This window comes from Catenibacterium sp. UBA627 (assembly GCF_002299355.1).
Lineage (GTDB): Bacteria > Bacillota_I > Bacilli_A > Erysipelotrichales > Coprobacillaceae > Catenibacterium > Catenibacterium mitsuoka.
In genome coordinates this window covers 1-13,468 of sequence record NZ_DBPF01000024.1, presented here as the reverse complement: position 1 = coordinate 13,468, position 13,468 = coordinate 1, and the positions used below count along the sequence as shown (strand labels likewise).

The window sequence follows — 13,468 nt, the reverse complement described above, 5'->3', positions numbered from 1 at the left end:
GACACATTTGTGTCTGTTTTTTTATTTCATTGCGTAAAAAAGAACCATAGTCCTATATAAAGGATTATAGTTCTTTACTTTTAGTATCCTGCACCAGTGTCTGTATTCTTCATGATTTTAACTAGGCGGCTTGTACCAAGTCTGTCAGCACCAAGTTCGATGAACTTTTCAGCATCATCAAATGAACTAATACCACCTGCTGCTTTTACTTTAACTCCTTCACCTACATGATCATGCATTAACTTTACATCCTCAAATGTAGCACCTGCAGTTGAGAACCCTGTTGATGTCTTAATGTATTCTGCACCTGCATTTGTGACTAATTCACACATCTTGATCTTTTCTTCTTCTGTAAGAAGACATGTTTCAATAATAACCTTTAAGATTTTACCATTACATGCTTCATGAATCTGACGGATTTCATCTTCTACTTCTTCATATCTCTTAGCTTTTAAGAATCCGATATTAATAACCATATCAATTTCAGATGCACCATTTGCGATAGCATCCTTTGTTTCAAATACTTTTACTGCAGTTGTACTGTATCCATTTGGGAATCCAATAACTGTACAGATAGGAAGTTTACCATCCACATATTCTGCTGCCTGTTTAACATAAGCAGCTGGAATACATGCAGATGCTGTACCATATTTGATTCCATCGTCAAGGATCACCTTAATGTCTTCCCAAGTGGCACTCTGAGCCAATAATGTGTGGTCTACTTTTTTTAAAATTTCATTTGTGTTCATTTTTTATACCTCTCTTATATTCTATTATAACAGTTTATCTAGAATAGAATAGCCAATTCTATCTTTTGGCATCTTAATTCCAAAATTTTCTGTAATTGTTGCACCAATAATCGCAAATGTATCCGTTGATTCTAGTTCCTTTTTTCTTAATAAAAAGAATAAGTTAAGCTCAAATTATAGTTTTCTTTGTTTCTATATTCCTATAATGCTATAATGGGTGAAATGTTAACAAGGAGGTTAATATAATATGTTAGATGCATTTGCGAATAACTGGACAATACTGGTTATTTCCTTCTTTATTTATAGTTTCTGTGGATGGATCTGGGAATCACTCATCTGCCCTATCGCCACAGGTCATAAGATACATAACAGTGGTTTCTTAACTGGACCTTGCATTCCTATTTATGGATCAGGTGCGATTATTGTATGTGCTTTATTTCCTATCTCTAAAGATTGGTCTCTTATCTTTATAGAAGGAGCTATTGTCGCATGCTTTATTGAATATCTCACATCTTATTTCATGGAAAAGATGTTCCATGCAAGATGGTGGGACTATTCTCAAATGAGATTCAACTTAAATGGTCGTATCTGTTTAGAAGGTTTCTTTATTTTTGGTTTCTTTTCTGTCACTGCAGTGAAGAATGTACAGCCACATCTGACTCATATGCTTATTCAATATGATTATATTCCAATGGTTATTGCTTCTACTGTGTGTATCACACTATTCACAAGCGACTTAATTACTACATTTCTTGAAGCCACTCATCTTGCGAAAAAACTTGAGACAGTCTCTCAGGATCTTAAGAAGTTTGCAGATGAACTAGAACTAGATATTCATAATGAAATTACAACAGATGATATCTTTAAGATTGCACGTCAATTAAAGGATAGTCACCGTGAACATCTTATTAAGAAATATTCACATCGTCGTTTAGTCAAGGCATTCCCTGATATCTTAAACAAATACCACACAAAAACTCAGAAATAATGCATCTGAGTTTTTTTTTTGTGTGAAAACGTTTATAATAAACAAGAGGAGGTATGACCATGGAAAAGAATGCATTATTTAAACTCAGTTATGGTTTGTATGTATTAGGTGTAAATGATGGTAATAAGCCTAATGGCTGTATTATTAATACAGCTGTTCAGCTCACAAGTAATCCTTATCGTATTGCAGTGACTTTGAATAAGGCGAATTACACTCATGATGTATTGATGAAGTCAAAGAATATGACTTTATCTGTGCTTGATATCACATGCCCTTTTGATATCTTTAAACGATTTGGTTTCCAAAGCGGCAAAGAAGTTAATAAGTTTGATGGTTTTGATATATATGATTTGAAAGACTCATTACCTTACTTAACACAATATGCAAATGCATATATGAAAGGTCATGTTATAGAAACATTGGATGAGTTAACACATACGATGTTTATTGTAGAACTTGATGATGCTGTTATCTTAAATGATCATGATTCTATGACATATGACTATTATTTCAAGAATGTAAAACCAAAACCAGAAAAGAAGAAAAAAGGATGGGTATGTAAGATTTGTGGATGGGTCTATGAAGGTGATGAATTACCTGAGGATTTAATCTGTCCTATTTGTAAACATCCGGCATCTGATTTTGAGCCACTTTAGGTAGGAGGAAAAAGAATGTTTAATGTAAGACAAATAAGTGATGATTTTTATTATGTAGGAGGCAATGATAGACGTTTAGAACTATTTGAAAATGTTTATCCTATTCCTGATGGAATAAGTTATAATTCTTACTTATTAGTAGATGATAAGACTGTCTTATTAGATACTGCAGATGCAGCGATTGCTCATCAATTCTTAGAAAATTTAGAACATGTACTAGATGGTAGAACACTTGATTACGTAGTAGTCAATCATATGGAGCCTGATCATTGTGCAACACTTTGTGATATTGTAATACGTTATCCTGATGTAAAGATTGTGGGTAATACTATTACATTCCGTATGATGAAGCAGTTCTTTGATTTTGATGTAGATCAGCAAGCTATAGTTGTCAAGGAAGGCGATACTTTAGAAACTGGACATCATGTATTAAGCTTCGTTACTACACCAATGGTACATTGGCCTGAAGTCATGATGACTTATGATTCTACAACTGGTATTTTATTTAGTGCGGATGCATTTGGTACTTTTGGTGCACTTCATGGCAATTTATTTGCAAGTGAAATGGATCTAGATGAATCATTCTGGAATGAAGCAAGACGTTATTATACAAATATTGTTGGTAAATATGGTGTACAGGTGACTAATGCCTTAAAGAAAGCATCTACTCTCGATATCTCAATGCTTTGTCCACTGCATGGTCCTATCTGGGATGAAGATATTAACCTAATGGTAGAACATACTGCATGCTGGGCATCCTATAAACCTGAAGTAAAGGGTGTTATGATTGCCTATGGTTCCATTTATGGTGGTACTGCCAATGCAGCAGAGATTCTTGCAAGTAAGTTAAGTGAAAAAGGTATTCACAACATTAAAGTGTATGATGTATCTAAGACTGATCCATCTTATATCTTATCTGAAAGTTTTAAATATTCTCATCTTGTATTCGCAAGCGCATCTTATAATGCGGGTTTATTCACACCTATGCAGAACTTATTGGTAGAAATCAAGGAACATCTTTTACAGAATCGTACATGTGTTTTAATTGAAAATGGTACATGGGCACCAAGTGCTAAAATGACTATGAAAGCTATTCTTGAATCATTATCTTGGAATTATATTGGTGAAGAGCTCACTATTAAATCACGTATGAAAAATGCAGATTATGAAAAAATTGAAGCTCTTGCTGATGTGATTGTAAAAGATATGAATGAAGAACATCAAGTAAAGGAAGAAACTCCTGTGCGTAAATGGCGCTGTAAGATCTGTGGTTATGAATATAGCGGAGAAGAACTTCCTGAAAACTTTATTTGTCCTCTATGTAAACATCCTGCTTCAGATTTTGAAGAAATAACTGAATAATACATACAGCCAAGCCGAAGAAACATTTATTTCTTCGGCTTTTCTATTGACAACGTATAAACATATTCATATAATTAAATATGTAAAAACGTTTATATGAGGAGGAGCCATGGAAAAGAGAAATGAATTCTTAAATGCGAATGAAGATGTTGTTTCAAAGGTTTTAGAGAATCAGCCTGATGATGAATATCTTTATGATTTAGCAGATTTATTTAAGACATTTGGTGATTCTACAAGAATCAAAATCCTCTATGCTTTATTTGAAGGTGAACTATGTGTAGGTGATTTAGCTACTATATTACAGCTTTCTCAGCCAGCCATTAGTCATCAGCTTAAGGTATTAAAGGATGCAAAACTAGTAAAGTTTAGAAGAGAAGGAAAGGTTATCTTCTATTCATTAGATGATGATCATGTAAGAAGTATTTTATCTATTGGTATGAATCATATTGAAGAGTAAAGGAGAAAATAATATGAAAAAGACTTATAAAATAGATGTAGATTGCGCAAATTGTGCAAATAAGATGGAAGAAGCAGTAAAGAATACTGAAGGTGTTAAGGATGCCACTTTAAGTTTTATGACTTTAAAGTTAAAGGTTGAGTTTGAGGAAGATGTTGATCCTCAGGCAGTTATGGAAAAAGCAAGAGAAAATTGTAAAATTGTTGAGGATGATTGCGAAATCTTCCTTTAATAAGGAGTGATAGAAATGACAAAGAAGCAAAAGAATGTTTTAAATAGAATTATTATTGCGATTGTCTTATTGATTGTAATTACAGTATTTAAGACAATTGTCCCTGTACCAGGCTATGTCGAGTTTATCCTCTATTTAATTCCCTACTTTGTGATTGGACATGATATTCTAAGAAAATCCATTAAAAATATCAGTCATGGTCAGGTATTTGATGAAAACTTCTTAATGGCTGTCGCAACAATCGGAGCTATGTGCCTTGGTGAATATCTTGAAGGTTCTGCCGTTATGGTTTTCTATCAAATTGGTGAATTATTCCAAAGCATTGCGGTTGGTAAGAGTCGTAAGAATATCGCTGCTTTAATGGATATTCGTCCTGATTATGCCAATATCATGGTGGATGGAGAGATTGAAGAAGTAGATCCTGATGATGTAGAGATTGGTAGTGAAATCATTATCAATCCTGGTGAAAAGGTTCCTATTGATGGAATTATTGTAGAGGGTGATACAACACTAAATACAAGTGCCTTAACAGGTGAAAGTGTGCCTCGTAACGCCCATTGTGGTGATGAAATCTATAGTGGTTCTATTAATATGACAGCACGTATCACAGTTAAAACAACAAAAGAATTTGGTGAATCAACAGTTTCTAAGATTCTTGATCTTGTAGAAAACTCAAGTATGAAGAAATCCAAAACAGAAAACTTTATTACGAAGTTTGCAAAGTATTATACACCTGTTGTATGTTATAGTGCGCTCGCTTTGGCTGTTATTCCCCCTATTGTCTTAACTATTATGGGACAGCCTGCCCATGTCAGTGACTGGATCTTTAGAGCCCTCACATTCTTAGTAATCAGCTGTCCTTGTGCTCTTGTTATTTCTATTCCATTAAGTTTCTTTGGTGGTATTGGATGTGCCAGCAAGAACGGTATTCTTGTAAAAGGTTCTAATTACCTAGAAACATTATCCGATGTTAAGTACTTTGTATTTGATAAGACTGGTACATTAACTAAGGGTGTATTTGAAGTGACTGATGTTGTACCTGCCGAAGGTTTTGATAAATATAATTTACTTGAATATGCTGCTTATGCAGAAAGTGCTTCAACACATCCTATCAGCGTCAGCTTAAAGAAAGCTTATAATCAGAAAATCGATAATAAACTTGTAGATCATATTCAGGAAATTGCAGGACATGGTGTAGAAGCAGACTATAATGATCATCATATTCTTGCAGGTAATGCGAAATTAATGAAGTTAAAAGGCGTTGGTTATAGTGCTTATACAAAGGCTGGTACACTTGTATATGTAGCAGTTGATGACAAATATGCAGGTTGTATTGTGATTTCTGATATTATCAAGGATCATGCAAAAGAAGCTATTAGTGGTTTGAAATCATTAGGGGCAAAGGAAACTGTTATGTTAACAGGTGATAGTGCTTCTACTGCAGATTTTGTAGCCAATACAATTGGCATTGATACAGTACATAGTGAACTTCTTCCTGCAGATAAGGTAGAAGAAGTAGAAAAGTTGTTAGCTAATAAATCAGACAAAGAAAAACTTGCCTTTGTCGGTGATGGTATCAATGATGCACCAGTACTCTCTCGTGCTGATATTGGTATTGCGATGGGTGGTCTTGGTAGTGATGCTGCCATTGAAGCAGCAGATGTTGTTTTGATGGATGATGATCCATTAAAGATTTCCCTTGCAATGAAGATTTCTACTAAGACATTAAAAATTGTAAAACAGAATATCGTCTTTGCGTTAGCTGTTAAGTTCATCTGTTTAGTATTGGGTGCACTTGGTATTGCGAATATGTGGCTTGCAATATTTGCAGATGTAGGTGTTATGATTCTTGCAGTCATGAACGCAACACGTGCACTCACAATTCATAATTAAAGGTATCCTCAGGGATGCCTTTTTCATTGTATAAAAAAACATCTAGCCAAGCTAGATGAGTATACCTTTTAGATGATCACATTCATGCTGAATGATCTGTGCTGTAAAACCTGTAAAGGTTTTAATCTTCTTCTTAAATGATTCATCAAAGTAAGAGACCTTGATTGTTTCATAACGTTTAACTGACTTTTGTCCTACATGAGATAAACATCCCTCTTCACATTCATGATAGTTACCACTTGTTTTAATGATTTCAGGATTATACATCACATGCATCTTTTCATCTTCTAAAAAGATAATGACTGATTTATTATAGCCAATCATATTTCCTGCCATACCAACACATTCATGAAGATGTGCTTGAAGAGTATCCTTTAAATCAGTTCCAATATATAAATCTTCTCTCGTCGCTTTTTCTGCCTCCTGAGATAAGAAGAAATTATCCTTTACTATTTCTTTAATCATTACTTCGTCCTCCTAAAATATATTATAACATAAGAAAACAGGCTCATAAGAGCCTGTTAAGCATATTATAATCCTTTTTCAGTTAATTCTCTTGCAACATCATCTTTGATAGTTACGCCTTCTTCTTCAAGTCTTGCAATAGTATCTGCAAACTGAGGAAGGTATTTTTTATGGGCGATTAATAATTCATCCATAATACGTTTAGCTTTAGTACCAGCTACAATCTGTGGATTGATTGTGAAAGCCTGTAATAGAGTTCCATAATCACCTGTTACAGCAGCTTCTTCAACACATAATTCCATGTTCTTCATGCACTGTACCCATCCTCTTTCTGCTGGTTCTAATGGACCAAAAGCGATTGGACGTGCACCAGTACTTCCAATATAAGAAGATACTTCTACGGCACAATCAACTGGAAGATCAGGTACTGCACCATTATTTTTAGTAGTTACAACGATGTGACTTAACTTATTTCCATAAATAGATGCAATTGTTTCACAAGCTGCATCACTGTAATGTGCACCACCACGTTTTGCAAGCTGTTCTGGCTTATGATCTAGGTTAGGATCCTTATATAATTCAAATAATTCATGTTCAGTCTTCTGTACCTGCTGACCTCTTGTTCCAACATTTGGATCATTGTATTCCTTCAAACCGTGTGCCAACATTTCTTCTTCACGATAGTAATATCTATGATATCCACAAGGAATCATATTCATACGTAATAACTGTTCTTTAAAGAATGGGATATCATGAATATTAGCTGGAATACCCATATCTTTACCTTCATACATTGCATTGATGATGTCTTTAGTCACTTCATGACCATTTTCATCAAATACTTTATGCCAATGGAAATGGTTTAAACCTGCAAACTTGTAAGTTAACTGATCCAATGTTTTTCCGATTGTTTTTGGTTCATCCATCATAGCACCTACTGGTACATTACATAAACCAATAACCTTATCCCACTTACCATATTTCATAACTGATTCAGTAACCATTCCACTAGGGTTAGTGAAGTTGATTAACCATGCATCAGGACATAATTCCTTCATATCTTCTACGATGCTTAAGATAACTGGAATAGTACGTAATGCTTTGAAGATTCCTCCAGCACCATTTGTTTCCTGTCCTAACATTCCATAAGAAAATGGAATTCTTTCATCCTTGATACGTGCATTCAATAACCCTACTCTGAACTGTGTAGTAACGAAGTCAGCTCCTGGTAATGCTTCTCTACGGTCTAAAGTAAGATGTACTTTTACATCATAAGGAGATGCATCCCACATTCTCTGTGCCATTTCTCCTACGATTTCAAGTTTTTCTTTACCATCTTCGATATCACATAGCCAGATTTCTCTGATTGGTAATTCACCATATCTCTTGATGAACCCTTCCATTAATTCTGGTGTATAGCTGCTGCCTCCACCAATAGTAACGATTTTTACGCCTTCTTTATTCATTCTTGCGTTCCTCCTTCGACAACACCATTATACGTAAAAAGAATAAGGAAAACATTAAAATGTAAGCGAAAACAACAATGTTCTCTTTCTGTTCCTTATTTCAAAGGTTTTTGGGGAACACTGTTCTATTTGATGATTGGGTTATCTGTTTTTCTGCCATGATCTGTAAATATGTTTTCACATTCCATAGAAGTCATTGTTTTATTTTCTAAATGTTCATCGTAGCTGGTATTAAAATAACCTGCATAAAGAACATCAAGTAAATAAAGTAAAGAAAGATTAAAAGAGAATGTACCTAAATTATCAATTAGTTTTTCTCTTGTGGATACATATAAACAGCAGTCTGACTGACTAGAAAGAGAGTTAGTCCCATAAGTTGTAATAGTGATAAAGGATAACTTTCTTTCAACTAATTTACGACAGATAAAAATACATCTTGATGTTTCACCAGAATAACTGATAAGAATAAATAATGTATTGCTGCTACAATAACATGCTTCATAAAAAGCTTCATCCGTGCTATCAAAAATATCTACCTTCTTACCAATTTTCATCATCTTTTCTTTAAAGGTATACGCAATTCCCTTCTGTGCACCTGATACGACAATCGCAATATGTTCCTTCTTTTCAATACGATTGATGGCTTCCTGAAGTGTATCATGATTGAGTAAAGAAATCGTATCCTGCAACGTTTCATCATAAAGTAATCCTATTTTATTCGCAATCACTATATTCTTATCATTTTGGGAGAATGGTCTATTACTATCTATTTTCTGAAAGTGTGTGGATAAGTATCGTATTTCTTCTAAATACTGTTTCTTGAAGTCATTAAATCCTTCAAATCCTAATTTCTGTACAAAACGTACAACTGACGATGGGGCTAAGAATACTTCCTTTGCGACTGTTCTTACTGTCGCATTTTCTAGTTGTATGCCCTGATCTATCAAATACTGTCCTAATCTTTTTTCATTAGGATTCATTGGACTTTTTTCTAATGCTTCTCTTATTAACATAGTTCTTTAAAGGGTATGAATGGCTCAGTCGTTTTGTCTAATCTCTTTTCTAGATAAACAACATCTAGCCACTGATCAAACTTATAGCCACATTCATGGAAATGAGCAGCTTCTTTAAAACCATATTTTTCATGAAAAGCGATACTTGCATCATTTGGATAAGTGATGCATCCATAAAGATTCGTAATATTCATTCTTGTAAGATAGTCAATCAAAGCATTATAAAGAAGATGACCTACTCCTTTATGACGCTTTCTATCATCGATATAAATAGATAATTCTGCAGAATGATCATAGGCGCGACGATCATACAATGTCCCTGCATAAGCGTATCCTATAACTTCTCCCTCTTCTACTGCGACTAGATATGGATATTTTTCTAAAGTATGACTGATACGATCTGCCATTTCTTTAACTGTCGGTGGTTCTAATTCAAATGTGATAGTTGTATTAAGGACATAAGGGGCATAAATTTTCTGGATAGACTCTGCATCCTCTACTGTTGCGATTCTAATACTAATCATCATTTTCCTCCTTATTATTTATCATATTCTATAATATTTTCAAAAAATTATAAAGTCTTAAACAATCTACTTAGCACTATTTGTGAAAATAATTTTGTATCTAATAATCCGTATTTTCTTTTGGAAGATTACTGATTATCAAAAATGAATATGGGTTAAAGATTGTGTTAATATAAAATTTTTATATTGACATTCAAACAAAGTATGCTTTATAGTTAGTACTGCAAGCGAACGAATCAGTTCTTATGCAAAATATATGCCTCTATTTAAAAACCTACGGACAGGCAGGGGGCAGTTGCCGAAGGTGGTTAGGAGCCACATTATTGATTGCGTTAAAAGCGCAAATTTTATGAGTTGATTACTTTACAATCGTCGCTTAGAAATAAGCACATCATCTCATAGAACGGTCAATATAGTACGTGACATTATATTTATGCATAGGAAATAGGCAGTCTCTGCTTGTTTCGCATAGAAAAAAAGTACCATGTATCACATTTTTTACACATTTGACAGATGATGAATAATCATCTGTCTTTTTTTGTTTAGACATGATGAGGAAAGGGAGATTATGGACTTAAAAAGACAATCGAGTGCACCGCTTTATGAAGCGATTGAGACATTTAGAAAGAAAAGAATCGTACCTTTTGATGTTCCTGGACACAAGAGAGGAAGAGGAAATCCTGAACTTGTGGATTTACTAGGAGAACGATGCGTGGGGATTGATGTGAATTCAACGAAACCACTTGATAACCTCTGTCATCCTGTTTCAGTGATTAAAGAGGCACAAGAATTAACTGCCGAAGCATTTTGAACATGCATTTTTTATGGTGAGAGGCACAACACAGGCTGTACAGAATATGGTTTTATCTGTATGTAAAGCAGGTGATGAAATCATTGGACCTAGAAATGTGCATAAGAGTGTAATTAATGCACTCATCTTATGTGGTGCAACTCCTGTTTATCTCAATACTGAGATCAATGCGAAACTAGGAATCGTACTTGGAGTAACTGTTAAACATGTAGAAAAAGCGATACAGGCACATCCTAAGGCTGTTGCAGTATTAGTCAATAATCCTACCTACTATGGCATATGTTCAGATATAAAGGGCATCTGTGATGTAGCGCATCGTTATGGATTAAAGGTTCTTGCCGATGAAGCACATGGTACACATCTTTATTTTGGTGACAATCTTCCTATGAATGCCATGAAAGCCGGGGCTGATATGGCTGCGATATCCATGCATAAGTCAGGAGGATCATTAACGCAGAGTTCTATTCTTCTTACAAGTAACGGCATGAATGCAGAACATGTACAATCAATTATCAATATCACTCAGACTACAAGTGCTTCCTACCTTTTGATGACAAGTCTTGACTTGTCTAGAAGAAATCTTGCCTTATGTGGAAGACAATCATTCGCAAAGGTAAGTGAAGGGGCACAGTATGCAAGAGATGAAATCAATTCAATTGGTGGTTATTATGCCTATGGTAAAGAGCTGATTAATGGAAGTACAGTATATGATTTTGATCTCACAAAGCTTTGTGTCTATACAAGAGATATTGGTCTAGAGGGGATTGAAGTGTATGACATCTTAAGAGATGAGTATGATATCCAGATAGAGTTTGGAGATATTGGTAACATTATGGCTTATATCTCTATTGGAGATAGAATTCAGGATATTGAAAGACTTGTAGGAGCTTTAGCTGAAATTAGTCGTCTGTATTCAAAAGAAGAAAAACGTTTTGAGGTAGATAGCCAGATGCTTCTCCCTCATGTTCCTGTTTCACCGCAGGTTGCATTCTATGCCGATAAGGTCAATGTGCCAATCCGTGATGCACCAGGATGTATATCAGGTGAGTTTGTCATGGCTTATCCACCAGGAATTCCTATCCTTTCTCCGGGAGAAGAGATTACTGATGAGATTATTGATTATATCCAGTATTCAGTGGAAAAAGGATGTTCAATGCAGGGGATGGAAGATCCTACATTAAAAACATTAAATGTACTAAAAATGTAAGGGAGACAAATGAAGATGGAATTTTGGTTTTCAGAACTTCACTCACCTCATGTGAAGTTTGATATCCGTGTTGAAAAACAGTTATTCTCAGGTGAGAGTGATTATCAGAGAATTGATGTATTTCAATCACCAGAGTTTGGAAAGTTCCTAACACTTAATGGGAGTGTTATATTTTCAGAACAAGATTGTTTTATCTACAATGAAATGGTTGTTCATGTACCTATGTCCGTTCATCCTGATGTGAGAAACGTCCTGATTGTCGGTGGTGGCGATGGTGGTTATCCATTTGCGACTAACTTCAATCCTGAAGTTAACTTAAGAGAAGTATCTGCACCAGGTTCTTACTGGGAAGATGGAAAATGGGTAGAAATTCCAGCTATGTCAATTAAGAGAGAATATAACTTTGATGAAGTAGGAGAAAAGGATATGTATCTTCTTCATCATGAAGAAATTGAAGCGTTAGGTAAGAATATGCCTGAAGTAAAAAGAATTCGTTTCTTTATGACATTTGGGGAAAGTTATTTAACACATATGAAATGTTTAGAGAATGTTGGTATGCTTTCTACAACACCTGTTGAATTTAATGGACAGCAGATTGTACCTATTCAGTTCTTAAAGGAATTTTTACCTGATCCATCTACTTTAGGTCCTCGTACTGTTGGTAAGACTAATATCGGTTGTATCTTTACTGGTATTAAGGATGGTAAGGAAAAAAGTATTTATATCTACAATGTATGTGATTATCAGGAATGTTTTAAGGAAGTTGGTTCTCAGGCAGTATCTTATACAACAGGCGTGCCTGCAATGATTGGTACTATGCTTGTATTACAGGGATTATGGAATATGCCAGGTGTTTATACAACTGATGAATTTGATCCAGATCCATATATGGATGCTTTAAATAAATGGGGACTTCCTTGGAAGGTAGTAGAAAATCCTACTTTAGTGGATTAGTTCTATGAAGATCAATGAATTACCTACGCCTTGTTTTGTGATTGATGAAACAAAGCTTATACATAATTTAGAATTATTAAAAGAAGTAGAAAAACGTACTGGTGCAAAGATTTTACTGGCTCAGAAATGTTTTTCTTGTTTTGAAGAATATCCACTTATTGGAAAATATATAAGTGGTACAACAGCAAGTGGTCTTTATGAAGCAAGACTTGGAAAAGAAGAAATGGGTTTGGAGAATCATGTATATTCTCCTGTCTATCGTTCCCAGGATATAGAAGAACTTGCAGAAATATGTGATCATATTGTATTTAACTCTAAAGCACAGCTTAAAAAATATGCAGAAGTTGTGAAAGGTACATCTATTGGTGTACGTATTAATCCAGAATGTTCAACACAGGTTGGACATGCAATTTATGATCCATGTGCGCCTGGTTCTAGAATGGGAATTCGTGCACGTGATTTTGATGATGAGATTGCAGAAATGGTGGATGGACTTCATTTCCATACTTTATGTGAACAGAATTCTGATGATTTAGAAACTACATTGAAGGCTGTGGAAGAGAAGTTCTCTAAATGGCTACCACAAATGAAATGGCTGAATATGGGTGGAGGACATCATATTACAAGAGATGATTATGATGTTGAACGATTGATTCAATGTATTAATCATATGCAGGAGACTTATGATTTA

14 protein-coding genes and 1 pseudogene are annotated in these 13,468 nt (G+C 34.7%); 10 read left to right on the top strand and 5 right to left on the bottom strand.

Annotated elements, in window-relative coordinates; all coding sequences use genetic code 11:
* Window positions 1-80 precede the first annotated feature (80 nt).
* A complete protein-coding gene (deoC, locus tag B2S90_RS01565; protein ID WP_286696448.1) occupies window positions 81-749 on the bottom strand; it encodes a deoxyribose-phosphate aldolase in 669 nt (222 codons plus the stop codon).
* Window positions 750-996: 247 nt separating this feature from the next.
* Here deoC and B2S90_RS01560 point away from each other — a divergent pair, with 247 nt between their 5' ends.
* The 6 genes from B2S90_RS01560 (at window position 997) to B2S90_RS01535 (ending at window position 6,337) form a co-directional block, all read left to right on the top strand.
* Window positions 997-1,737 carry a putative ABC transporter permease gene (locus tag B2S90_RS01560; protein WP_278780475.1) on the top strand — a complete coding sequence of 247 codons (741 nt, stop codon included), beginning with the start codon at window positions 997-999 and terminating at the stop codon, window positions 1,735-1,737.
* A 59-nt stretch (window positions 1,738-1,796) separates the two neighbouring features.
* Window positions 1,797-2,393 (top strand): flavin reductase, encoded by a 597-nt coding sequence (locus B2S90_RS01555; protein WP_055234179.1) that lies wholly within the window; start codon window positions 1,797-1,799, stop codon window positions 2,391-2,393.
* Between the two features lie 15 nt (window positions 2,394-2,408).
* Window positions 2,409-3,755: a rubredoxin-like domain-containing protein gene (locus B2S90_RS01550; protein WP_055289413.1), complete on the top strand. Its 1,347-nt coding sequence runs from the start codon at window positions 2,409-2,411 to the stop codon at window positions 3,753-3,755.
* 109 nt (window positions 3,756-3,864) lie between these two features.
* On the top strand, window positions 3,865-4,212 hold the full coding sequence (locus tag B2S90_RS01545; RefSeq protein WP_006505676.1) for an ArsR/SmtB family transcription factor: 348 nt from the start codon (window positions 3,865-3,867) through the stop codon (window positions 4,210-4,212).
* A 13-nt stretch (window positions 4,213-4,225) separates the two neighbouring features.
* Window positions 4,226-4,444: a cation transporter gene (locus B2S90_RS01540; protein ID WP_055234177.1), complete on the top strand. Its 219-nt coding sequence runs from the start codon at window positions 4,226-4,228 to the stop codon at window positions 4,442-4,444.
* Between the two features lie 15 nt (window positions 4,445-4,459).
* Window positions 4,460-6,337: a heavy metal translocating P-type ATPase gene (locus B2S90_RS01535; protein ID WP_279147397.1), complete on the top strand. Its 1,878-nt coding sequence runs from the start codon at window positions 4,460-4,462 to the stop codon at window positions 6,335-6,337.
* A gap of 51 nt (window positions 6,338-6,388) precedes the next feature.
* Here B2S90_RS01535 and B2S90_RS01530 read toward each other — a convergent pair whose 3' ends face one another.
* The 4 genes from B2S90_RS01530 to B2S90_RS01515 form a co-directional block, all read right to left on the bottom strand.
* Window positions 6,389-6,802 carry a peptide deformylase gene (locus B2S90_RS01530; RefSeq protein WP_055234175.1) on the bottom strand — a complete coding sequence of 138 codons (414 nt, stop codon included), beginning with the start codon at window positions 6,800-6,802 and terminating at the stop codon, window positions 6,389-6,391.
* Between the two features lie 65 nt (window positions 6,803-6,867).
* A complete protein-coding gene (locus B2S90_RS01525) occupies window positions 6,868-8,268 on the bottom strand; it encodes a 6-phospho-beta-glucosidase (protein ID WP_055234174.1) in 1,401 nt (466 codons plus the stop codon).
* Between the two features lie 125 nt (window positions 8,269-8,393).
* On the bottom strand, window positions 8,394-9,281 hold the full coding sequence (locus tag B2S90_RS01520) for a MurR/RpiR family transcriptional regulator (protein WP_278780468.1): 888 nt from the start codon (window positions 9,279-9,281) through the stop codon (window positions 8,394-8,396).
* The gene (locus tag B2S90_RS01515) at window positions 9,275-9,805 is read right to left on the bottom strand and encodes a GNAT family N-acetyltransferase (protein WP_278780466.1); all 531 of its coding nucleotides are present in this window, start codon (window positions 9,803-9,805) and stop codon (window positions 9,275-9,277) included. Before B2S90_RS01515 ends, B2S90_RS01520 begins: the two co-directional genes overlap by 7 nt.
* Before the next feature lie 568 nt (window positions 9,806-10,373).
* Here B2S90_RS01515 and B2S90_RS01510 point away from each other — a divergent pair.
* The 4 genes and pseudogenes from B2S90_RS01510 to B2S90_RS01495 form a co-directional block, all read left to right on the top strand.
* On the top strand, window positions 10,374-10,616 hold the full coding sequence (locus tag B2S90_RS01510) for a hypothetical protein (RefSeq protein ID WP_286696447.1): 243 nt from the start codon (window positions 10,374-10,376) through the stop codon (window positions 10,614-10,616).
* A gap of 13 nt (window positions 10,617-10,629) precedes the next feature.
* Entirely contained in the window at window positions 10,630-11,823 is a 1,194-nt protein-coding gene (locus B2S90_RS01505) for an aminotransferase class I/II-fold pyridoxal phosphate-dependent enzyme (protein ID WP_286696446.1), read from the top strand.
* Between the two features lie 15 nt (window positions 11,824-11,838).
* Window positions 11,839-12,777, top strand: coding sequence for a saccharopine dehydrogenase C-terminal domain-containing protein (locus B2S90_RS01500; RefSeq protein ID WP_286696445.1), 939 nt, complete (start codon window positions 11,839-11,841; stop codon window positions 12,775-12,777).
* A 4-nt stretch (window positions 12,778-12,781) separates the two neighbouring features.
* Window positions 12,782-13,468, top strand: a pseudogene (locus B2S90_RS01495) (carboxynorspermidine decarboxylase); the annotation flags it as partial.